At 69.9% G+C, this 21,579-nt stretch carries 19 protein-coding genes and 2 pseudogenes; 4 read left to right on the top strand and 17 right to left on the bottom strand.

All coding sequences use genetic code 11. The features are described from left to right. The coding region (locus ABZV38_RS28345; protein ID WP_356331268.1) for a Sir2 family NAD-dependent protein deacetylase at positions 1-360 on the bottom strand (360 nt) is incomplete at its 3' end. 103 nt (positions 361-463) lie between these two features. On the opposite strand from ABZV38_RS28345, the pseudogene ABZV38_RS28340 reads away from it, so the two are divergent. Then, positions 464-624 (top strand): annotated as a pseudogene (locus tag ABZV38_RS28340) (DUF2191 domain-containing protein); the annotation flags it as partial. Positions 625-657: 33 nt separating this feature from the next. Here the strand turns inward: ABZV38_RS28340 and ABZV38_RS28335 are convergent. After that, positions 658-1,152 carry an NUDIX hydrolase gene (locus tag ABZV38_RS28335; protein ID WP_356331273.1) on the bottom strand — a complete coding sequence of 165 codons (495 nt, stop codon included), beginning with the start codon at positions 1,150-1,152 and terminating at the stop codon, positions 658-660. 153 nt (positions 1,153-1,305) lie between these two features. On the opposite strand from ABZV38_RS28335, the gene ABZV38_RS28330 reads away from it, so the two are divergent. After that, on the top strand, positions 1,306-2,421 hold the full coding sequence (locus ABZV38_RS28330) for a glycerate kinase (RefSeq protein WP_356331272.1): 1,116 nt from the start codon (positions 1,306-1,308) through the stop codon (positions 2,419-2,421). Positions 2,422-2,531: 110 nt separating this feature from the next. Here ABZV38_RS28330 and ABZV38_RS28325 read toward each other — a convergent pair. After that, positions 2,532-2,966, bottom strand: a pseudogene (locus ABZV38_RS28325) (discoidin domain-containing protein); the annotation flags it as partial. Positions 2,967-3,105: 139 nt separating this feature from the next. Here ABZV38_RS28325 and ABZV38_RS28320 point away from each other — a divergent pair. Next, complete coding sequence (locus ABZV38_RS28320; protein ID WP_356331271.1) at positions 3,106-5,529, top strand: SpoIIE family protein phosphatase; 2,424 nt, start codon at positions 3,106-3,108, stop codon at positions 5,527-5,529. 50 nt (positions 5,530-5,579) lie between these two features. On the opposite strand, the gene ABZV38_RS28315 is transcribed toward ABZV38_RS28320, so the two are convergent. The 12 genes from ABZV38_RS28315 to ABZV38_RS28260 form a co-directional block, all read right to left on the bottom strand. Then, the gene (locus ABZV38_RS28315; RefSeq protein ID WP_356331267.1) at positions 5,580-5,765 is read right to left on the bottom strand and encodes a hypothetical protein; all 186 of its coding nucleotides are present in this window, start codon (positions 5,763-5,765) and stop codon (positions 5,580-5,582) included. Between the two features lie 55 nt (positions 5,766-5,820). Further along, a complete protein-coding gene (locus tag ABZV38_RS28310; protein ID WP_356331266.1) occupies positions 5,821-6,237 on the bottom strand; it encodes a VOC family protein in 417 nt (138 codons plus the stop codon). A 257-nt stretch (positions 6,238-6,494) separates the two neighbouring features. Then, positions 6,495-7,313 carry a CDP-diacylglycerol--serine O-phosphatidyltransferase gene (pssA, locus tag ABZV38_RS28305; RefSeq protein ID WP_356331270.1) on the bottom strand — a complete coding sequence of 273 codons (819 nt, stop codon included), beginning with the start codon at positions 7,311-7,313 and terminating at the stop codon, positions 6,495-6,497. 22 nt (positions 7,314-7,335) lie between these two features. Beyond that, a complete protein-coding gene (locus ABZV38_RS28300) occupies positions 7,336-7,983 on the bottom strand; it encodes a phosphatidylserine decarboxylase (protein WP_356331265.1) in 648 nt (215 codons plus the stop codon). Positions 7,984-8,164: 181 nt separating this feature from the next. Then, complete coding sequence (locus ABZV38_RS28295; RefSeq protein ID WP_330247112.1) at positions 8,165-9,370, bottom strand: acyl-CoA dehydrogenase family protein; 1,206 nt, start codon at positions 9,368-9,370, stop codon at positions 8,165-8,167. Between the two features lie 2 nt (positions 9,371-9,372). Further along, on the bottom strand, positions 9,373-9,900 hold the full coding sequence (locus ABZV38_RS28290; protein ID WP_356331264.1) for a MaoC family dehydratase: 528 nt from the start codon (positions 9,898-9,900) through the stop codon (positions 9,373-9,375). Positions 9,901-9,902: 2 nt separating this feature from the next. Next, positions 9,903-10,868: a CoA ester lyase gene (locus ABZV38_RS28285; RefSeq protein ID WP_356331263.1), complete on the bottom strand. Its 966-nt coding sequence runs from the start codon at positions 10,866-10,868 to the stop codon at positions 9,903-9,905. Beyond that, on the bottom strand, positions 10,865-12,877 hold the full coding sequence (locus ABZV38_RS28280) for a protein meaA (protein WP_356331262.1): 2,013 nt from the start codon (positions 12,875-12,877) through the stop codon (positions 10,865-10,867). The genes ABZV38_RS28285 and ABZV38_RS28280 overlap by 4 nt, the downstream gene beginning before the upstream one ends. A 1-nt stretch (position 12,878) precedes the next feature. Next, positions 12,879-14,216, bottom strand: coding sequence for a crotonyl-CoA carboxylase/reductase (ccrA, locus tag ABZV38_RS28275; RefSeq protein WP_356331261.1), 1,338 nt, complete (start codon positions 14,214-14,216; stop codon positions 12,879-12,881). A gap of 392 nt (positions 14,217-14,608) precedes the next feature. After that, the gene (locus tag ABZV38_RS28270; protein WP_356331260.1) at positions 14,609-15,406 is read right to left on the bottom strand and encodes a GNAT family N-acetyltransferase; all 798 of its coding nucleotides are present in this window, start codon (positions 15,404-15,406) and stop codon (positions 14,609-14,611) included. A 135-nt stretch (positions 15,407-15,541) separates the two neighbouring features. Continuing rightward, positions 15,542-16,360, bottom strand: a complete 819-nt coding sequence (locus ABZV38_RS28265) for a TetR family transcriptional regulator (protein WP_356331259.1) — start codon at positions 16,358-16,360, stop codon at positions 15,542-15,544. A gap of 202 nt (positions 16,361-16,562) precedes the next feature. Next, complete coding sequence (locus ABZV38_RS28260; protein ID WP_356331258.1) at positions 16,563-18,344, bottom strand: 3-hydroxybutyryl-CoA dehydrogenase; 1,782 nt, start codon at positions 18,342-18,344, stop codon at positions 16,563-16,565. Positions 18,345-18,676: 332 nt separating this feature from the next. Here ABZV38_RS28260 and ABZV38_RS28255 point away from each other — a divergent pair, with 332 nt between their 5' ends. Next, positions 18,677-19,273, top strand: a complete 597-nt coding sequence (locus tag ABZV38_RS28255) for an adenylosuccinate lyase (protein ID WP_356331257.1) — start codon at positions 18,677-18,679, stop codon at positions 19,271-19,273. On the opposite strand, the gene ABZV38_RS28250 is transcribed toward ABZV38_RS28255, so the two are convergent. Together ABZV38_RS28250 and ABZV38_RS28245 are read right to left on the bottom strand one after the other, a co-directional pair. Beyond that, entirely contained in the window at positions 19,251-19,814 is a 564-nt protein-coding gene (locus tag ABZV38_RS28250; RefSeq protein ID WP_356331256.1) for a GNAT family N-acetyltransferase, read from the bottom strand. The two genes, ABZV38_RS28255 and ABZV38_RS28250, sit on opposite strands and share 23 nt — an antisense overlap. Before the next feature lie 67 nt (positions 19,815-19,881). Then, entirely contained in the window at positions 19,882-21,483 is a 1,602-nt protein-coding gene (locus ABZV38_RS28245) for an alpha/beta hydrolase (protein ID WP_356331255.1), read from the bottom strand. Positions 21,484-21,579 lie beyond the last annotated feature (96 nt).

The raw sequence follows: 21,579 nt of genomic DNA, 5'->3' as shown, positions 1-21,579 counted from the left end.
TGCGCGGCCTGCTCCGTGCCGACAGAGGTGTTCCAGAAGCCGGGCAGCGTGGTTGCCGGTGGCGAGGATCCTGGTCCTGGGACGGGTGGGGTTCTGCGTGATCACCCGCACCGGAACCCCGGCCCGCTCCAGGTCCGCCACGGCCCGGTGGGCGGCGTTCGGCTCGGCGTGCAAGGTCGCGCTGGTGCGGCGCATCTGCCAGGAGCGGCGGCGGATCTCCGGATCGGCCATGTAGAAGTCGTACGTGACGAGCTTCTCGGCCTCGGGGTCCTTCCGCCAGAGGCCGTTCGGTCCGCGGTAGTCGGGGATGCCGGAGTCCGTGGAGACGCCGGCGCCGCTGAGGATCGCGACGAGAGTCATACGGCGAGCGTACGCAGCAACGGCCGTCGCCCGCGAGGCGTTTGTCCCACGCTGCCAGGGTCCGCCCAGGGCCGACGTCACCGTCGGTCCCGACGCGGAACTCGTGGTGGAACTGATCGTCCTCGCCGGCGTCGGCAGCCCCCAGGGTGCCGTCGTACGGTCGTACACGGCTGCATCGGGCGCGGCCACCGTACGGAAGCACGGGTTGCCGCGCGCGACGAGTCGCTGCGCGGGGTGGACGCCAAGCCGCAGGACCAGCAGGGCTGGGGGGTGACTCCACTGCCGGGGCCGGGACGGTCAGGGGGTGGCCGGCCTGCCGTCCTCCAGTTCCACCGCACCGGTTCCGGAATCAAGCACCTCGAGTGCCGCCCGCACCCGGTGCCCGAGCGAGCCGAGCAGATACCGGTCGAGCGCGTCGCGTTCCACCAGTCTCCAGGACAGGAGCTCCTCCTCCTGCAGCCGGATCGCCTTCAGCTGGACATCGTCCAGGACTCCACCGTCGTACAGATACGCGGCGATCGGTGGCCGCGCGGGGCTGCGGGCCCAGTCGATCGCGAGCAGCCGTCCCGGCTCCAGATCGAGTCCGATCTCCTCGGCCGTCTCACGGCGCGCGGCCCGGCGCGGGGTCTCGCCCTGGTCGGACTCGATCGTTCCGCCGGGCAGCGCCCAGCCGTCCCGGTAGTTCGGCTCGACGAGCAGGACCCGTCCTTCCCCGTCCTGGAAGACGGTTGCCGCGGCGGCCAGCACCTTGGGCAGTCCTGCGATGTACGTGGCGTAGTCAGTGGTCGTCACGTGCGCAGCGTAGTAGGGGCGCCGGGACGCCCACCGGAGCGCCGGTCCAGGGCCCGGACACCCATGGGCAGAGGGCAGGTGCTCCGGATAGGGTCGGGGCGGCGCGACTGCCTGTTCGAAAGCAAGGGATGCAAGGTGACGGACGGAGCAGTGATGGAGACCGCCCGCGTGCTGGTCGCGGCGGACAAGTTCAAGGGCTCGCTCACCGCGGTACAGGTCGCGGAGCGGGTGACGGCCGGGCTGCGGCGCGTCGTCCCCGGGGTGCAGGTCGAGACCCTGCCCGTGGCGGACGGCGGCGACGGCACGGTGGCGGCGGCGGTGGCCGCCGGCTTCGAGCGGCGCGAGGCGCGCGTGACCGGGCCGCGCGGGGAGACCCTGACCGCGGCGTACGCGCTGCGCGACACCACCGCGGTGGTGGAGATGGCCGAGGCCTCGGGCCTCCAGCACCTTCCCGAGGGCGTCTTCGCCCCGCTCACGGCCACCACGTACGGCTCCGGCGAGCTGCTTGCCGCGGCGCTGGACGCGGGCGCCCGGACCATTGTGTTCGGCGTCGGCGGCAGCGCGACGACGGACGGCGGCGCGGGCATGCTGGCCGCGCTCGGCGCCCGCTTCCTGGACGCGGACGGCAAGCCCGTCGGCCCCGGTGGCGGCGGCCTCGCGGAGCTGGCCGAGGTGGATCTGTCCGGTCTCGACCCGCGGCTGGCGGACGTGGACCTGATCCTGGCCAGCGACGTGGACAACCCGCTGACCGGTCCGAAGGGCGCCCCAGAGGTCTACGGGCGGCAGAAGGGCGCGAACGAGGACGACATCGCGACCCTCGACGCGGCGCTCGCCCACTACGCGTCCCTCCTGGGCCCGGACCACGCGCAGCTCCCCGGAGCGGGTGCGGCGGGCGGTATCGGCTACGGGGCGCTGGTCACTCTCGGCGCCCGGTTCCGCCCCGGCATCGAGGTGATGCTCGACGTGCTCGGCTTCGCGCCGGCGTTGGCCCGCGCCACCCTGGTGATCACGGGCGAGGGCTCCCTCGACGAGCAGACCCTGCACGGCAAGGCCCCGGCGGGAGTCGCGGCAGCGGCCCGCGCGGCGGGGCTGGAGGTGGTGGCCGTCTGCGGTCGCCTGGCACTGCCTCCGGAGGCGCTGGGCAGGGCCGGCATCCGGCGCGCATACGCCCTCACGGAGCTGGAGCCGGACCTGGCCGTCTGCATGGCACAGGCGGGCCCGCTGCTGGAGCGGGTGGCAGAGGGGATCGCCCGCGACTTCCTGTCGTGAGCTGAGCTGAGCGGGATTGAGCCGCGCGAGCCGGGACGGGCCGTGGCCGGCCCGGAACGCCTGACCGGTCGCCGGACGGGCCCGAACCCGTCCGGCGACCGGGCACGTCGTCAGCTGGTGTATGCCTTCAGTTCCGAGAGCTGGCCCGCGGGCCAGCCCGTGCTCGCTGTGCATGTCAGCCGCAGATAGCGGGCCGATGTGCCGGGCAGGGTGACCGTCGCCGTATTGCCGCCGGCCGGGTCGAAGACGTAGTCGGCCGACCCCTTGAGCGAGCTGTGCGAGGAGTTGTCGGCGCTGCCCGACACGCTCAGGGTCTGCGTGCGGGTCGCCCATGCCGCGGCCGGCGGCAGCTTCAGGACCAGGCGTTTCAGGGCCCTGGGAGCGCCCAGGTCCACAGTGATGGTCTGCGGGAAGGCGTGGTTGGTGCTCTCCCAGTAGCTGTTCGCATTGCCGTCCACGGCGTTGGCCGCACCATAGACGTCCGCGTGGCCCGACTCGGTGACCGGTCGGCCCAGGGCGACGTTGCCGGGATCGGTCGGAGGGTCGTGACCGGGCCAGCGGGGCCACCGGGTGCACTGCAGGGCCGTCGGGGCGCATCCTGGCTGTGTGACCTGGTACGGAGCTACCCGGCACAACCCGCTGGATGAGGGCGGGACGGTGCCCGGGACGGCGAACGGCGGCCGAGTGCCGGACGATCTGTCCCTGGTGCTCGCGCAGGCTGCAGTGAGCGCGGTCGAGTCCGCCGGCGGGTTCGCCGGCGGTGTATATCTGCGCTCCCGGGCCCCTGAGGTGCTGCGGCTCGCCGTGCTTGCGGGGCTGCCGGGCCCACTGTTCCGTCCCTGGTGGCGCATGCATGTGAACCGGCCCTACCCGGTCTGCGAGTCCTACCGCTCGCGCCGGTCGATCATGCTCCCCGATTCCGAGGAGGCCATGCGCCGGTTCCCGCAGCTGATGGCGGGCCTGCCGTTCGCGTTCGGCTCGCTGTTCGTGCCGATCGTCGGTGACCACGAGAAGTTCGGGGTCCTGGCGGTGCTGCGCCCGGCCACCCCCGGGCAGCCGGTCTCGCGGGCCCACCGCCACAGTCTTCAGCACGTCGCCCAACAGCTCGGCACCGACCTCGCGGAGCTGGCGGGCGAGGGCGCCCCGGTCGTGTGGGACGGCGAACCGGTACCCGTCCAGCTGCCCTCGGCTGTCGCGCCACCGGCCAGGATCGGACGCTTCGACTGGGACCTCGACACCGGCGCGGTCGATGCCGACGACGAGCTGTGCGCGATCCTCGCCACGGAGCCCGCGCAGTTCGCGGGCACCATCGACGCTCTGACGGCGCTGCTGGCCCCGGAGGACGTGTGCGGGCTGTGCGCCGTTGCCCGCCGGGCAGCGAGGTCGCCCGGTCCGGTAGTACGCCAGATGCGGCTGCGCGGCTCCGACGGCCGGACGAACCTCCTCGAACTCTCCAGCCGCCGGCCCCGGGCACCCGGTGACGGCACGGCCGGCCATCTCACCGGATTCCTCGTCGACCTCGGCGCCGGACCGATCGTCGCGGAGGCGGCCGACCGACTCCCGCGCGGCATCTTCTCGCTCGACCGGCTCGGGCGGATCACCTACGTCAACCACCTGGCGGAGGAACTGCTCGACCGGGCGCGCGCCGACCTGGTCGGACGCATCCTGTGGGAGGTCCTGCCGTGGTTCGGACACCCCGCGTACGACGACCACCACCGGGCCGCGCTGCTCTCCCACGACCCGGTGCACTTCCTCGCACGGCGCGCCGCCGACGACTGGCTGTCCGTGTCCCTGTACCCGGGCCAGGACGGCGTGACGGCCATGCTCACGCCCACGGAACCGGCCTACACTCCGGCGTCCGTCGTCACACCGGGCGTCGGGCTCGGCTCCCCGGCCGACCGGGCGTCCGCGCTGTACCGGCCGGTCGCCCTCGCCATCGCGCTGACGGAGGCCGTCACGGCACGTCAGGTCTCGGTGGTGGTCACGGAGGAACTGCTGCCCGCGTTCGGCGGCAGGCAACTGGCGATCTACCTGCTGAACGAACGGCACCTCTACCTGGCCTGGGAGACCGGCTTCCCGAAGGGTTTCCTGGACCGCTTCGACGGCGTCGCTCTCGACGCCCATCTGCCCGGCGTAGAGACGCTCACCACCGGCCGCCCGATCTTCTTCGAGTCCATGCAGGACCTGGCTGCCGCCTACCCCGGCATCCCCCTGGACGCCCACGTCGGCGCCCGCGCCTTCCTGCCGCTGATCGCCTCCGGACGGCCCGTCGGTTCCTGCATCCTCGGCTTCGACCACCCGCGCGGCTTCACCCCTGAGGAACGCACGGTCCTCACCGCGCTCGCCGGACTCATCGCCCAGTCCCTCCAGCGGGCCCAGCGATACGACACGGAATCCGCCCTGGCCCGTGGCCTGCAGAACGCCCTGCTGCCGCACCGGCTGCCCGTACTCGAACACGTCGACACCGCCGGGCGGTATCTCGCCGGTACCCAGGGCATGGACGTCGGAGGCGACTGGTACGACGTCATCGAGACGGAGCGCGGCCTGGCCCTGGTCATCGGGGACGTCCAGGGGCACGGAGCCGCCGCGGCCGCGACGATGGGTCAACTACGCAGCGCCGTAAGGGCCTTCGCCCTCAGTGGACACGATCCGCAGGAGGTGGTGAGTGGCACCAACCGGTTGCTCATCGACCTCGACCCCGGCCAGATCGCCAGCTGCTGCTACATCGTCCTCGACCCCGTCACCGGCCGGACCCAGGCAGTCCGGGCCGGGCACCCGCAGCCCCTGCTGCGCCGTCCCGACCACACGACCGAGGTCCTGGACCTGCCCGGCGGCATCGTGCTCGGTGTCGCCCCCGGTGCGTCCTACCCGGTCAGCGACCTGCTCCTGGACCCCGGCGCGATTCTGGCGCTGTTCACCGACGGACTGATCGAGCACGCAGGGGCCGACATCGATCTGGGCATCGAGCGGCTGCGCTCCACGATCGAGCGAGCCGACCTGCCGTCCCTCGCGGACATGGCGGACCTGGTGATCCGGGAGGCGAAGCATGAGGCCGACCGGCCCGACGACATCGCGCTCCTGCTCGCCGCCCGCTGGGACTCCGCGTAGCAGCCGCCGACACGGGCGCAGGTGCTGGGCACGCACGAGGGCCCAGGCGGTCACCGCCGCTGCGGGCCGTATCGACGGCCATGAACGTGCAGAGCGACGCACAGCACGGCCAGGACCCGGAACCCGATCGCGGTGGTGGCTGCTCGGCACGGCACCCAGGCGGCGCGGCGCTGCTGCAGCACGCCCGCCCCCTGGGCGGTGATCCGGAAGCCGCCCGGTCGGGGCTCGCCGCCCACCCGCGGGACGTGATGCGCCGGCCACCTGGAGAAGCGGCCTGCGCGTCGCGTCCGGTCAGGTCTGCTGCTCGCTGATGTTGACAAGCCAGGTGATGCCGAAGCGGTCCGTGCACATGCCGAAGACATCGCCCCACATCTGCTTGTCCAGCGGGACCGAGACCGTGCCGCCTGCGGAGAGCTTGTCCCAGTAGCCGCGCAGTTCTCCGGCATCATCCCCGCTCAGGCTCACGGAGATGTTGTTCCCGGGCTTGTGCTCCATTCCCGGCGGGGTGTCGGCGCCCATGAGCGTGAAGCCGCTGTCGGTCTCGAGCATGCTGTGCATGATCTTGTCGGCGACGTCTCCGGCCTCCTTCTCGCCGAAGGCACCGAACGTGTTCATTGTCAGGGTGCCGCCGAAGATCTCCTTGTAGAACTCCATGGCTTGCCGGGCGTCGCCGTTGAAGCTGATGTACGGGTTGAGTCGAGAGGACACGAGATCATCCTTTCGGGATGAGACGTCGGTTCTGGCAGATTAGGCGGTGTGCCGCCGGTGACGGGGGCGACTCCCCGGCCGTCGGACGTCGGCCTGTGCTGCCGCAACGGGTCGGCGGCCGGCCCCGGCCTGACGCCGCCCACACGTGCACCGGAGGGCGGCTGCAGCGGAGACGCGCTCCCGCGACATGCACGAGGGCCCGGGTGCTGGGGAGCACCCGGGCCCTCGTGCATGTTGTTACGACGTGTTCTGTACCGCTAGGGCAGCTGAGCCGCCCGTGCCTCGCGCCGGTTGTCGCGGAAGGTGTTCACCCGCCGCGCCGTGGCGAAGAGCGGGATGACCGCTCCCAGGACCACCTGCAGCGCGCAGCCGGTCTGCAGGAGCAGCTGACCGCCGGGGGCGTCGAACGCCCAGGCGGCGAGCAGCCCCATCGCGCCGACGATCCAGCTGAGCATCGCCACAGCGAGGACACCCCGCGGCTTCGGGTACTCGACCCGGCTGACCATCAGCCACGCCACTCCCACGATCGCGAGCAGCGTCGGTACGAAGGGCAGCTCCAGAAGCACGATCGAGACGACCGTGAGCGCTCCGAAGGGGCTCGGCATGCCCTGGAACATGCCGTCCTTCATGGTCACGCAGGAGAATCTCGCCAGCCTCAGCACCACGGCCAGCAGCACGACGATCGCCGCGAGCGCCGACACCCGCTGGTGTGCGTCGTCCGCGACCATGCCGTACACGAGCACGAAGTACGCCGGGGCGAGGCCGAAGCTGATCAGGTCCGAGAGGTTGTCCAGTTCCGCGCCCATCGGCGAGCTGCGGAGCTTGCGCGCCACCAGCCCGTCGAAGAGGTCGAAGACCGCGGCGAGGAGCATCAGGATCACGGCGGTGGCCGCGGAGTGCCTGGCCATGCCGCTCTCGTCGCTGCCCGTGAGGTGCGGGATGAGGATCCCCGTGGTGGTGAAGTACACCGCCATGAAACCGCACGTGGCGTTACCGAGAGTAAGGGTGTCCGCTATCGACAGCCGCAGAGAGAGCGGCATGTCCTCGGCGTCGTCCTCGCAGTCGCCCTCCGGCACCCAGCCGGCCTGTGTGTCGGGATCAATCACGGTCAATTCGAGTCACCCCCGCGGTGGTGGCCTGGCCGACCTCGACCGCGACATCGATACCTTCCGGAAGGTAGATGTCGACCCGGGAGCCGAAGCGGATCAGGCCGATGCGCTCGCCCTGCTCCACCTTCGTGCCCTGCGGGAGGTACGGGACGATGCGACGGGCAACCGCACCCGCGATCTGCACCATCTCGATGTCGCCGAGCTCGGTGTCGAAGTGCCAGACAACGCGCTCGTTGTTCTCGCTCTCCTTGTTGAACGCCGGGACGAACCCACCCGGGATGTGCTCGACCGAGGTCACCGTGCCGGCCAGGGGCGCGCGGTTGACGTGGACATTCAGCGGGCTCATGAAGATCGCGACGCGGGTGCGTCCGTCCTTCCACGGCATGATGCTCTGCACCACACCGTCGGCCGGAGAGATGATTCGGCCCTGGGTGATCTCGCGCTCGGGGTCGCGGAAGAACCACAGCATGCCCGCCGCGAGGGCGGTGGTGGGCACGGCCACGGCGGCCCAGCGTCCGGACTTGCGGGCCCGGACGAGGCTGAGTGCCGCGGTGGCGACGGTCGGGAGGAGCCACGGCGAAGCTCCGCGCGCAAGGCGGACCCCGCCGCGTGGTGCAGAGGTTTGGCTGTCGGGCATGGATGACCTTCGTAGCGGATGATGCCGCGCTGGCAACGGGGGACGGCGGCTTTTCCGGCGATGCTATCGGTTGCTGGCCGCAACTGGGCAAGCCAGCAGCCGAGTCGGACGGCTGGAAGGCACCGGCTGAGGATGACAGGGTGTGATCTTCTTCGCGGCTAAATCACCTCGAAGGGGACAATCACCCCTGGAACCGGTACTCCTCGAGGAGTCGGCGCCCGATGATCATTTTCTGGATCTCGGCGGTACCTTCACCGATCAGCAGCATCGGAGCTTCCCGGTAGAGGCGCTCGATCTCGTACTCCTTGGAGAAGCCGTAACCGCCGTGGATACGGAAGGCGTCCTCGACGACTTCCTTGCAGTATTCGGAGGCGAGGTACTTCGCCATCCCTGCCTCCAGGTCGTTTCGTTCCCCGGAGTCCTTTTTGCGCGCTGCATTCACCATCATCGCATGGGCCGCTTCGACCTTGGTGGCCATTTCGGCCAGCTTGAACTGGATGGCCTGGTGCTGAGCGATCGGCTTTCCGAAGGTGTGGCGCTGCTGGGCGTAGGAAACGCCCAGCTCGAATGCACGTTGCGCGACACCGCAACCACGCGCGGCCACATTCACCCGGCCGACCTCGACACCGTCCATCATTTGGTAAAACCCTCGGCCGGTGGTGCCGCCGAGTACGCGATTGGCCGGAATGCGTAGTCCGTCCATGATGAGTTCCGTCGTGTCGACGCCCTTGTAACCCATCTTGTCGATCTTCCCGGGGATGGTGAGCCCCGGGAGGACCTCGCCGAAGCCCGGCTCCTTCTCCACCAGGAAGGTCGTCATCGACTTGTGCGGGGCCGTCCCTTCGGGGTGGCCTTCGTCACTTCGGCACAGCACGGCGACGAGTGAGGACGTGCCGCCGTTCGTCAGCCACATCTTCTGGCCGTTCAGGACGTACTCGTCGCCGTCCCTCACGCCCTTGGAGGTGATGGCCGAGACATCGGAGCCCAGCGCCGGCTCGGACATCGAGAACGCGCCCCGGACCTCGCCCAGCGCCATCCGCGGCAGGAACGTGTCCTTCTGCTCCTGGGTGCCGTGCTGCTTGAGCATGTACGCCACGATGAAGTGCGTGTTGATGATTCCCGACACGCTCATCCAGCCGCGGGCGATTTCCTCCACGCAGAGCGCGTATGTGAGAAGCGACTCACCCAGACCCCCGTACTCCTCGGGGATCATCAGCCCGAACAGGCCCAGTTCCTTGAGCCCCTCGACGATCTCCGTCGGGTACTCGTCGCGGTGCTCCAGCTGGGTCGCGACCGGAATGATCTCCTTGTCGACGAAATCCCGGACCGTGGAGAGGATTTCCTGCTGAATGTCGTTCAGGCCGGCAGTCTGGGCGAGTCGCGTCATGGCTACTTCTCCACGTTCTTCTGCGAAGGCTGGTTCAGCTCCGGGCGGCCGGGCTGCTCGCCGCCGCGCTGCTTGATGTACGTCTCGGTGGGGACCATCACCTTGCGGCGGAACACACAGACGAGCGTCCCGTCCTGCTTGTACCCCTTGGTCTCCACGTAGACGATTCCGCGGTCACTCTTGGACTTTGACGGAGTCTTGTCGAGAACGGTCGTCTCGCCGTAGATCGTGTCGCCGTGGAAGGTCGGCGCGACATGCTTCAGCGACTCGACCTCCAGGTTGGCGATCGCCTTTCCGGAGACGTCGGGGACGGACATGCCGAGCAGCAACGAGTAGATGTAGTTGCCCACTACAACGTTCTTGCCGAAATCGGTCGTCTTCTCCGCGTAGTTGCTGTCCATGTGTAGCGGGTGATGATTCATGGTGAGCAGACAGAAAAGGTGGTCGTCGTACTCCGTGACCGTCTTTCCGGGCCAGTGCTTGTACACCGCACCGACCTCGAACTCCTCATAGGTGCGTCCGAACTGCATGATCAGGCCTCCGGCGCTTCGAACTTGGAGGTGCGCTGCATACCGGCCGCGCGGCCCTTGCCTGCGATGACCAGGGCCATCTTCCGGCTGGCCTCGTCGATCATCTCGTCGCCGAGCATTGCCGAACCCTTCTTGCCGCCCTCCTCCGAGGTGCACCACTCGTACGCGTCGAGGATCAGCTCGGCGTGGTCGTAGTCCTCCTGCGACGGCGAGAACACCTCGTTGGCCGCGTCGACCTGACCGGGGTGCAGCACCCACTTGCCGTCGAAGCCCAGCGCCGCCGCACGGCCCGCGACCTCGCGGTACGCGTCCACGTCACGGATCTGGAGGAAGGGGCCGTCGATCGCCTGGAGGTCGTGCGTACGGGCGGCCATCAGGATGCGCATGAGGATGTAGTGGTACGCGTCCGCGCCGTAGCCGGGCGGCTGCTGACCGACGACCAGGGTCTTCATGTTGATCGACGCCATGAAGTCGGCCGGGCCGAAGATCAGCGTCTCCAGACGCGGCGAGGCGGCGGCGATGTCGTCGATGTTCACCAGGCCCTTGGCGTTCTCGATCTGCGCCTCGATGCCGATCTTCCCGACCTCGAAGCCCATCGTCTTCTCGATCTGGGTGAGCAGCAGATCGAGGGCGACGACCTGCTGGGCGTCCTGGACCTTCGGCAGCATGATGCAGTCGAGGTTCTGGCCGGCGCCCTCGACCACCGTGATCACATCGCGGTACGTCCAGTGCGTCGTCCAGTCGTTGACGCGCACGACCCGGGTCTTGCCCGTCCAGTCGCCGTTGTTCAGCGCGTCGACGATGTGGTGCCGGGCGCCTTCCTTGGCGAGCGGGGCGCAGGCGTCCTCGAGGTCCAGGAAGACCTGGTCGGCCGGGAGGCCCTGGGCCTTCTCCAGGAACCGCGGGTTCGAGCCCGGCACAGCCAGGCAGGAGCGGCGCGGACGCAGAGGGTTCACGGGCTGGGTCATGCGGGGACCTCCAGAGGGTCGAGCTTGTTCGCTTTCCGGATCTCGTCGACGATACGGCCGATGATCTCCGTGATGCCGAAGTCCTTCGGGGTGAATACGGCGGCGACGCCCGCCCCGATCAGTGCGGTGGCGTCGGCGGGCGGAATGATCCCGCCCGCGATGACCGGTATGTCGTTGGCGCCGGCCCCGCGCAGCCGGTTCAGTACATCCGGCACCAGCTCGGCGTGCGAGCCGGACAGGATCGACAGACCGACGCAGTGCACGTCCTCGGCGAGCGCGGCCGAGACGATCTGTTCGGGGGTCAGCCTGATCCCCTGGTAGACGACCTCGAACCCGGCGTCACGGGCCCGTACGGCGATCTGCTCGGCGCCGTTGGAGTGCCCGTCCAGACCCGGCTTGCCGACCAGCAGCCGCAGCCGTCCGGTACCGAGGTCGCCGGCGGTGCGGGTGACCTTCTCGCGGACCAGGGCGAGCGGCGTGCCCGCCTCCGCGGTCACCGCGACCGGTGCGGACGAGACGCCTGTCGGGGCCCGGAACTCGCCGAACACATCGCGCAGCGCCCACGACCACTCGCCGGTGGTGACACCCGCCCGGGCGCACTCCACGGTCGCTTCCATCATGTTGTCGGTGCCGGCTGCGGCCTTCTTCAGAGCCGCCAGCGCCTCGGAGGCACGGGCCTCGTCACGGTTGTCGCGCCACTCGTGGAGCGCCGCGACCACCCTGGCCTCGTTGGCGGGGTCGACCGTCATGATCGCGCCGTCGAGGTCCGCGGTGAGCGGGTTCGGCTCGGTCGTCTCGTAGATGTTGACGCCGACGATCTTCTCCTCGCCGCCCTCGATCCGGGCCCGCCGCCGTGCGTGCGAGGAGACCAGTTCCGACTTCAGGTAGCCGGACTCGACGGCGGCCATCGCGCCGCCCATCTGCTGGATCCGGTCGATCTCCGCGAGCGACTCGGTGACCAGGGCGTCCACCTTGGCCTCGATCACATGCGAACCCGCGAAGATGTCCTCGTACTCCAGTAGATCGCTCTCGTGTGCGAGGACCTGCTGGATCCGGAGCGACCACTGCTGGTCCCAGGGCCGGGGGAGTCCCAGCGCCTCGTTCCAGGCGGGCAGCTGGACGGCCCGGGCGCGGGCGTCCTTGGAGAGGGTGACGGCCAGCATCTCCAGGACGATGCGCTGGACGTTGTTCTCCGGCTGCGCCTCGGTCAGCCCGAGGGAGTTGACCTGGACGCCGTAGCGGAAGCGGCGCTGCTTGGCGTCGGTGATGCCGTACCGCTCGCGGGTGACCTGGTCCCAGATGCGCCCGAAGGCGCGCATCTTGCACATCTCCTCGATGAAGCGGACGCCCGCGTTCACGAAGAAGGAGATACGGGCGACGACATCGCCGAATTTCTCCTCGGGGACCTGTCCGGAGTCACGGACCGCGTCGAGCACGGCGATCGCCGTCGACATGGCGTACGCGATCTCCTGGACCGGGGTGGCGCCCGCCTCCTGCAGGTGGTAACTGCAGATGTTGATCGGGTTCCACTTCGGGATGCGGTTGACCGTGTACGTGATCATGTCGGTGGTCAGCCGCAGCGAGGGACCGGGCGGAAAGACATGCGTCCCGCGCGAGAGGTACTCCTTGACGATGTCGTTCTGTGTTGTTCCCTGGAGCTTCGTGGCGTCGGCGCCCTGCTCCTCGGCGACCACCTGATAGAGCGCCAGCAGCCACATCGCGGTGGCGTTGATCGTCATCGAGGTGTTCATCTGTTCCAGCGGGATGTCCTGGAACAGCCGCCGCATGTCACCGAGGTGCGAGACGGGCACACCGACCCGGCCGACCTCGCCGCGGGCGAGGATGTGGTCGGGGTCGTAACCCGTCTGGGTCGGCAGGTCGAAGGCGACCGACAGACCCGTCTGGCCCTTGGCGAGGTTGCGCCGGTAGAGCTCGTTGGACGCCTCGGCGGTCGAGTGGCCGGCGTACGTCCGCATGAGCCACGGGCGGTCCTTCTGACGCCCACTCATGTCAGACGTCCCGGAAACGGTTGATGGCGTCGATGTGCTGCTCGCGCAGCTCCTCGTTGCGCACACCCAGACCCTCGCGGGGGGCCAGTGCGAGCACGCCGACCTTGCCCTGATGGAGGTTGCGGTGCACGTCGTACGCGGCCTGGCCGGTCTCCTCCAGGGAGTAGACCTTCGACAGCGTCGGGTGGATCTTGCCCTTGGCGACCAGCCGGTTGGCCTCCCACGCCTCGCGGTAGTTGGCGAAGTGCGAGCCCACGATCTTCTTCAGCGACATCCACAGGTAGCGGTTGTCGTACTCGTGGTTGTAGCCCGACGTGGAGGCGCAGGTGACGATCGTGCCGCCCTTGCGGGTCACGTACACCGAGGCGCCGAACGTCTCGCGGCCCGGGTGCTCGAAGACGATGTCCACGTCCTCGCCGCCGGTCAGCTCACGGATGCGCTTGCCGAACCGCTTCCACTCGCGCGGGTCCTGGTTGTGCTCGTCCTTCCAGAACTTGTAGCCCTCGGCGTTGCGGTCGATGATCGCCTCTGCGCCCATCTTCCGGCAGATGTCCGCCTTCTGCTCGCTGGAGACGATGCAGATCGGGTTGGCACCACCGGCCAGTGCGAACTGCGTGGCGTACGAACCGAGTCCGCCGCTGGCGCCCCAGATCAGCACATTGTCGCCCTGCTTCATGCCGGCGCCGTTGCGCGAGACGAGCTGGCGGTACGCGGTGGAGTTGACCAGGCCCGGGGCGGCGGCCTCCTCCCAGCTGAGGTGCTGCGGCTTCGGCATCAGCTGGTTGGACTTGACGAGCGCGATCTCGGCGAGGCCGCCGAAGTTGGTCTCGAAGCCCCAGATCCGCTGCTCGGGGTCGAGCATCGTGTCGTTGTGGCCGTCCGAGGACTCCAGTTCGACAGAGAGGCAGTGCGCGACGACCTCGTCGCCGGGGTGCCAGGCGTTGACGCCGGGGCCGGTGCGCAGGACGACGCCCGCCAGGTCGGAGCCGATGACGTGGTACGGCAGGTCGTGGCGCTTGGTGAGCTCGCTGAGCCTTCCGTAGCGCTCCAGGAAGCCGAAGGTGGACATCGGCTCGAAGATCGAGGTCCAGACCGAGTTGTAATTCACCGAGCTGGCCATGACGGCGACCAGTGCTTCACCGGGCCCGAGCTCGGGCACCGGGACGTCGTCGATGTGCAGCGACTTGCGGGGGTCCTTGTCGCGGGACGAGAGCCCGGCGAACATCTCCGTCTCGTCCTTGTGCACGGTCACCGCGCGGTACGACTCAGGGATGGACAGGGCTGCGAAATCCGCGGCCGTACTGTCCTGCGATTGGATCGCGTCCAGGATTTCCTTCACGGTGTGCCTCCGGGATGGGGTCTCCCCTGCTCGGGCGGAGCCGAGAGCTCGGGGGAATGCGTCGAGGGAACGCTTGAGGCTCCCTGCCAACGGGGTGCGGTGCGATGTGGAGGTGCTGCCGTCGGTTCGGCTGGTAAGGCTTCGGCTTGCTCTGGTGGAGCAGAAGGGTTTGCCTGTGACGCAGGCGTCCGGGCGCGCAGGCACATGGCTTGCGGGGACAGCCGGCGTACGAGAGGTCTCTGCACGCCGGCCGCCCGGACAACTTCAACGTATGGCACTCCGTGACACCTGGCAAGGCACTCGGTGCCAACAATTTCTCTCACTTGTCATCCGGTCGGCACGCATGAGCAACCTGAGAGGTGGTTCGCGCTGTTCTGTCCTGCTCGGTGCGGTCAGATCGTGCGCCGGTACACCTGCGGCGTGGTGGTGCTCAGGGCGGTGAAACCGAGCCGCTGGAGGATCGGACGGCTCTGATCGGTCGCGTCGACCTGCAGATAGGTGTAACCGCGCTCGGCGGCGATCGCGGCACGGAAGGCCACCAGCGCCCGGTAGATCCCCTTCCCGCGCCACGGCTCGACCGTTCCGCCGCCCCAGAGGCCCGCGAAGCCGGTGCCGGGGTACAGCTCCATACGGGCCGAGCTCACCGGCTCGTCGCCCGCCATGGCCAGCACCCCGACGAAGCTGTCCGGGGCCTCGGTCAGCCGGGCCAGCACCTGATGTCGCAGCCCCGACCAGTCCGAGCCGAACGCCTGTTCGTGGGCCCGGGCCATCAGCTCCACATCGGCCGCATCGGTCACCGTGCGCAGCCGGACGCCCTCGGGGAGCTCCACTGCAGTCGGGAGGTCCGCGACCGGGGCGACCAGCAGGGTCTCCGGCTCCTCCGCGACGAAGCCGGCGGCCCGCAGCCGCTCACCCAGGTCCGCCGGCCGGTCGTGCGCGTACAGCTTCCACTCGAACGTGTCGAGGCCGAGCGCGGCGAATCGCTCCACCTGCGCCGCGATCGCCGCATCCGCCCGGACGGTGTCCAGATCCGGCGCCGACCAGACGACGCCGTTCCAGTCGTCGGCCGCGCCGACCTGACGTACGACATCGGCGGTGCGCTCGACGCGGACGCCGGGGCCGTCGGGGCGGGCGTGCTCGCGCAGCTCACGGTCGAAGAGGGACAGCAGGGCGTCGTGATCAGGAGTCATGCGCCCACCACAACACCGGCGGGTCCGGACGGCAACCAGGTTTCGGCGCCCGGGCACGCGAGCGCCGGACGGGCTCGGCAGCGAGCCCGTCCGGCGTGCGGAGCCGACGGAGCGGTTCGGCCAACAGGCCCCCGCTCAGCGGTCCTTGAGTGCCTGCTGGATCGTACGCATCACTTCGTCGAGCGGTGCGTCGGTGCGCGCCACGGCGACCAGCACCTCGCCCTCCGTGCTCACCGAAGCGGCGGTCGGCGGGGACGCGGGCTCGGTCCCGGCGATCCGGCCCGCGCCGATCCCGGTCCCGAACGTGTCCCGGACGATCGCGAACGCGTGGTCGAGCTGGGCCTCCACATCGCCCTGGCCGCCCGCCCGCAGCCAGCGGCGCAGCACATGGTTGTGCGCGGTGACGACGGCGGACGCCGCGACCTCCGCCAGCAGCGGATCGTCATTGCCGACCTGGTGGTCGCGCTCGTCGAAATGGCCCAGCAGATAGCGCGTGAACAGCCGCTCGTAGCGGGCCACCGAGGCGATCTCCGCCTCCCGCAGGGTGGGCACCTCACGGGTGAGCTTGTAGCGGGCCACGGAGACCGCGGGCTTCGCCGCGTACATCTTCATGACTTCCTTGATGCCGCGGCAGACGGTGTCGAGCGGGTGCTCGTGTGCGGGGGCGGCATTGAGGACGGCCTCGGCCCGGACGAGGGTGTCGTCGTGGTCCGGGAAGATCGCTTCTTCCTTGGAGCGGAAGTGCCGGAAGAAGGTCCGCCGGGCGACTCCCGCGGCGCCCGCGATCTCGTCGACCGTCGTCGCCTCGTACCCCTTCGTGGCGAAGAGCTCCATCGCCGCGGCGGCCAGTTCTCGGCGCATCTTGAGCCGTTGGGCGGCGGCGCGCGTGCCTGCGGCACTCTCCGGGGCGTCGGGTGCGGCGGAGACACGGGAGGGCCTGGCGGGGTGGGACATGGTGTGAACGTACTGCATCGGCGCAGGAGAGCGCGCCTGCGGGGGCGGTCCGCCGGGGGACACCTCCCACGCCGGAGGCGGTGGCGGCGGATCGAGCAGCCCTCCCCAGCCGGCTCCCGGACCGGGAACCGGCGGGGAGTCTCCGGCCGGGCGGCCCCGCCCGGCCGGAGACCCGCCCGGCCGGGCAGGAACCTGCCGACCCTCAGCGCCGGGCATATTCGCGGAAGCCGCGCCCCGTCTTGCGGCCGAGGCAGCCGGCGGCCACCAGATGCTCCAGCAGCGGCGCCGGGGCCAGGCCCGGGTCGCGGAATTCGCTGTGCAGCACCTTCTCGATGGCGAGCGAGACATCGAGCCCGACGACGTCGAGGAGCTCGAACGGGCCCATCGGGTAACCGCCGCCCAGCTTCATCGCGGCGTCGATGTCGTCGAGGCTCGCGTAGTGCTCCCCGACCATCTTGATCGCGTTGTTGAGGTACGGGAACAGCAGCGCGTTGACGATGAAACCGGCCCGGTCCCCGCAGTCCACCGGGTGCTTGCGGATCTTCCCGCACACCTCGCGGACGGTGGCGTGGACGTCGTCGGCGGTGAGCACCGTCCGGACCACCTCGACCAGCTTCATCGCGGGCGCCGGGTTGAAGAAGTGCATCCCGATGACGTCCTGCGGGCGCGAGGTGGCCCGTGCGCACGCCACGACCGGCAGCGACGACGTGGTGGTGGCGAGCACCGCACCCGGCTTGCAGACCTTGTCCAGCGTGGCGAACAGCTGCTGCTTGACCGCCAGGTCCTCGGCGACCGCCTCGACCGCGAGATCGACGTCGTCGAACGAGTCCAGCGAACCCGCCGCGGTGATGCGGGCGAGGCTCTCGTCCCGCGCCTCGGCCGTCAGCCGCCCCTTGGTGACGGAGCGCTCGAGCGACTTGGCGATCCGGTTCTTCGCCGTGTCCGCCTTCTCCTGGCTGCGCGCGGCGAGCACCACGTCGTAACCGGCCTTCGCGAAGACCTCCGCGATGCCCGAGGCCATCGTCCCGGACCCGGCGACACCCACCGACCGCACGGTGCGCCCGGCCGCCGCTCCGGTGCTCTCCTGCGGCGTCTTCGCGTCCGGGACCACGGTCTGGCTGCCCTGCGCGTCGTACGTGTAGAAGCCGCGGCCCGACTTGCGGCCGGTCAGCCCGGCCTCGCTGAGCTGCTTGAGGATCGGCGACGGGGCGTGCAGCCGGTCTTGCGACGCGGAGTACATCGCCTCCAGGACGGTACGGGCGGTGTCGACCCCGATCAGGTCGAGCAGGGCGAGCGGGCCCATCGGCAGACCGCAGCCCAGCTTCATGGCCGCGTCGATGTCCTCACGGGTGGCGTAGTTCGCCTCGTACATCGCGGCGGCCTGGTTGAGGTAGCCGAACAGCAGCCCGTCGGCGACGAACCCAGGCCGGTCGCCGACGGCGACCGGCTCCTTGCCCAGCTCACGGGCGAGGTGGGTGACCGCCTCGACGGTCGGCGGCGCGGTCAGCACCGAGGAGACCACCTCGACCAGCTTCATCGCGGGCGCCGGGTTGAAGAAGTGCAGACCGATCACGCGCTCGGGGTGCTGCGACTCGGCGGCCAGCCGGGTCACCGACAGGGCGTTGGTGCCGGTCGCCAGGATCGCGGTGGGGGAGGTGATCGCGTCGAGCTCCCGGAAGAGCTGCTGCTTGATGTCGTACGACTCGGGCACGACCTCGATGACGAGCTGCGCGTCCGCGGCGGCCTGGAGATCGGAGAACGTACGGAACCGGGCGAGGACGTCGTGCCGCTCGCCCTCGGTGATCCGCCCCTTCTGCACGGCGCGGGCGGTGGAGGCTTCCAGGGCGGCGACGGCCTGACGGGCGGCCGCCTCGCTGATGTCGATACCGATGACCTCGCGGCCGGCCCGGGCGAGGACCTCGGCGATGCCGGTGCCCATGGTGCCGAGACCGACGACGGCAATGGTGGAGAGCGGGGTGTCCATCACGGGACTCCAGAGAATGAGTGACGACTGTGTGGGCGCACGGCGCGCATGGATCTGGTGGGGCCGAAAGCCCGACCGGCGCATGGTGTGCGAGGCTTGCATGTCGTGGTGCTCAGGGCCGGAGGTGTACCGAACACGCCCGGACCGGGATGGGGGCGACGGACTCTGTCCCGGAGTCACGTCTCGCAAAGCTGCCGAACCGACAAGCACTCCGGGTGGCTGCGTCACCAGGCCACTGGAGTCGGCGGGGAGTGTGTCCCGCTCATATGAGGTTAACCGGCGAGTAACGAGCGCGCCAGTCCCGGGTTGCTGTGTGCCGGCTCACACCCGCCATGTCCGCCGATACGCTGACGGTCATGGACGAGGAGTTCCGGTCGCTGGCCGACCGGCTGGGGGACGAGACGGGGGAGTCGGCGGCATACCGCAGACTGCTCGCCACCGAGGACGACGAGGAGCTGGCCCGGGTCCTCGTCGAACGCGAACGCCCGCTCTGGGCGCGCGAGATTGCCGCGTTCCGGCTCGGCTGCGGCGGCGACAGACGGGCCTTCGAGGCGCTGGTCCTGCTGCTCAACCACCGCGACCCGGAGCGCTGCGTCTCCGCCGCCCACGCCCTGGTGCGCCTCGGCGACCCGCGCACGCCCCGGGCCGCCGCCGCCCTCGCGACCAACACCCTGCGCACCGCCTACGCCCTGCACCCGGTACGGCTGCTCACCGCCTTGCGGGCCCCCGAGTCCGTCCCGGCGCTGATCAGCACCCTGAAACGGCTGCTGACACCGGACGAGCCGCACTGGAGGGTCGCGCTGGCCTGCGTGGAGGGCCTGGGGCAGCTCGGCGACGCGCAGGCCCGCCCGGTCCTGGAGGCGGCGCTGCCGCACCCGAGGCTCGGCGGCGCGGCCGAGGAGGCGATCAGCCGGCTGCCGGCGGACTGAGGGGACGTACGTAACGCACCTCGGGCACGAGCACACCACCGACCTGGAAGGGTTCCTCGGCGCCGTCCGGCGCGAAGCCCGCACGCTCGTAGAAGCGGCGGGCCGGTGCGTTCTCCTTGAGGACCCAGAGCGCCAGGTCGGGGAACCCGTCCGCGGCGGAGCGCGCCAGGATCTCCGCCATCAGGGCGCGGCCCACCCCGGTACCGCGCTGTTCGGGGAGCACATAGATGGCGTACAGCTCGGCGCGGGCGAGCCGCCTGCCGTCCGCGCGGTACGGGCCGTAACAGGCCCAGCCGATCACACCCGTCCCCGGCCGCTCGGCCACCACATTGACGACCGTGTTGCGTTCGGCGAAGAAGCCGCGCCGCCGTTGCGCGTCCTCGGCGATGTCCATCGCGTCCAGATACGCCTGCGGGATCAGCCCGGCGTACGCGGCCTGCCAGCCGCGCACCCGGACCGTCGCGACGGCCTCGCAGTCGTCGACGGTCATGGACCGGACGAGCAGGTCGGGGGCGTACGCGGAGCTGGGCCGTGTCGTCATACGGACCATGGTCGCGTACGCCCCCGAGAGCGTGCGATCGGGTCTCGGGGCCCGCAGCCCCTTCCCGTCAGCCGCGGAAGCCGAGCAGCCCGTGCAACGCGCCGCCTCCGGCATCCGTCGGCGCGGGCCGCAGCGACTTCCTCGACGCCTCGGCGGCCAGCGGCTCCGGATCGGGCGACTTCGGGCAGACCGCGTCCGCGTCGGAGCTGCTGCCGTCACCGCGCGGGACGGTGCCCTTGTCGAGATAGTCCGCCAAATACCCGTCCAGACAGGTATTGCCGCTCAGGGTGATGCCGTGGTTGCCGCCGCCCTGTTCGACGACCAGGCTGGAGCCGTGGAGCCGCCGGTGCAGGGTGACCCCGCCCTCGTACGGTGTGGCCGCGTCCTCCGTGGCCTGGAAGAGCAGCACCGGCGGGAGCGCGTTGTTGGAGACCCGTACCGGGTTGAGCGGCTCCACCGGCCAGGACGCGCACGGCGCGTTGTACCAGGCGTTGTTCCAGGCGAAGAAGGGCGCCTTGTCGTGCACCTTCCAGGTGTCGTTGCGCCAGGTGTTCCAGTCGAGCGTCCACTCGGCATCGCGGCACTGCACGGCGGAGTAGACCGAGTAGCCGTTGTCGCCCTTGGCGTCGACGGCGCCGAACTTCTCGTACGCGCGGACCAGTGCGTCCTGGTCCTTGTCGTTCACGTACGAGGCGAACGCGTCGGCCAGGTAGGGCCAGTACCCGTTGTAGTAACCGCCCGGCAGGAACGTGTCCTCCAGCTCGCTCGCGCCGACCTTCTTGCCCGCGGGCTCCTTCCTGACCGCTTCGCGCATCCGGTACCAGGCGGCTTCGACCTTCGCCGGGTCGCTGCCGAGCCCGTATGCCGAGCTGTGCTTCGCGACCCAGGCGGCGAACGCCTTCTGGCGGGCGTCGAATGCGTAGTCCTGGCCGATGTTGTCGTCGTACCAGACCCCGTCCGGGTCGACGTTCGAGTCGAGCACAAGACGCCGTACCCGCTGCGGGAACAGCTTGGCGTACACCGCGCCCAGATAGGTGCCGTACGAGTACCCGAAGTAGTTGATCTGCGGGGAGCCGATGGCCTGCCGGATCACATCGAGATCCTTGGCGGCGCTCACCGTGTCCATGTACGGCAGGAGATCGGGGTACTTCGCGCCGCACGCGTCGGCGAAGGACTTGGCGCGGTCGCGGTTGGTCTGTTCGACCTGGAGGTTCAGCGGCACCGAGTCGGGGCGCAGCGGCTCGAAGTATTTCGGTACGCAGTTCAGTGCCGGGGAGCTCTTCCCGACCCCGCGTGGGTCGAACCCGATCACGTCGTACTGCGCGGCGGTCTTCTTCGGCAGCGAGGCCGCCACGAAGCCGGCCATCGTCAGCCCGCTGCCGCCGGGGCCACCGGGGTTGACGAGCAGAGGGCCCTGCGAGGTCTTCGCGGTGTGCGGGATCCGGGACAGGGCGAGGGTGATGTTCCTGCCCGACGGATCGTCATGATTGAGCGGAGTACGCACGGTTGAGCACTGCATCTTCGGATACGACTTTGTGCCGCAGTCGGTCCATGTGAGCTGCGCGGCACGCGGCGCGGCTTCATCGGCTGCCGACGGGGACGGTACGCCGGTCACCAGACCGGCGACCGTCGCACCGACGGCGAACAGAATTCCTGAACGATTCGTCATATGGCCTCCCGTGGTGGAGGGAACGCGGCTGCGGGTGGCGCAGCCCCCGCCGCATGCTGCCCACATTCGGACACGAAAGGACATATTCTGATGAGA

The sequence above is a fragment of the Streptomyces sp. NPDC005181 genome, assembly GCF_040608395.1.
Lineage (GTDB): Bacteria > Actinomycetota > Actinomycetes > Streptomycetales > Streptomycetaceae > Streptomyces.
The sequence above is the reverse complement of the archived record's forward strand: the minus strand, read 5'-3'. Positions and strand labels throughout refer to the sequence as shown.

Coding starts and splice junctions, on each gene's coding strand:
- ABZV38_RS28330 (WP_356331272.1), top strand. CDS start 1,306: ATGGAGACCGCCCGCGTGCTGGTCGCGGCGGACAAGTTCAAGGGCTCG.
- ABZV38_RS28265 (WP_356331259.1), bottom strand. CDS start 16,360: ATGTCCCACCCCGCCAGGCCCTCCCGTGTCTCCGCCGCACCCGACGCC.
- ABZV38_RS28285 (WP_356331263.1), bottom strand. CDS start 10,868: ATGACCCAGCCCGTGAACCCTCTGCGTCCGCGCCGCTCCTGCCTGGCT.
- ABZV38_RS28245 (WP_356331255.1), bottom strand. CDS start 21,483: ATGACGAATCGTTCAGGAATTCTGTTCGCCGTCGGTGCGACGGTCGCC.
- ABZV38_RS28255 (WP_356331257.1), top strand. CDS start 18,677: ATGTCCGCCGATACGCTGACGGTCATGGACGAGGAGTTCCGGTCGCTG.
- ABZV38_RS28290 (WP_356331264.1), bottom strand. CDS start 9,900: ATGCAGTTCGGACGCACCTATGAGGAGTTCGAGGTCGGTGCGGTGTAC.
- ABZV38_RS28300 (WP_356331265.1), bottom strand. CDS start 7,983: ATGCCCGACAGCCAAACCTCTGCACCACGCGGCGGGGTCCGCCTTGCG.
- ABZV38_RS28270 (WP_356331260.1), bottom strand. CDS start 15,406: ATGACTCCTGATCACGACGCCCTGCTGTCCCTCTTCGACCGTGAGCTG.
- ABZV38_RS28250 (WP_356331256.1), bottom strand. CDS start 19,814: ATGACGACACGGCCCAGCTCCGCGTACGCCCCCGACCTGCTCGTCCGG.
- ABZV38_RS28280 (WP_356331262.1), bottom strand. CDS start 12,877: ATGAGTGGGCGTCAGAAGGACCGCCCGTGGCTCATGCGGACGTACGCC.
- ABZV38_RS28295 (WP_330247112.1), bottom strand. CDS start 9,370: ATGACGCGACTCGCCCAGACTGCCGGCCTGAACGACATTCAGCAGGAA.
- ABZV38_RS28260 (WP_356331258.1), bottom strand. CDS start 18,344: ATGGACACCCCGCTCTCCACCATTGCCGTCGTCGGTCTCGGCACCATG.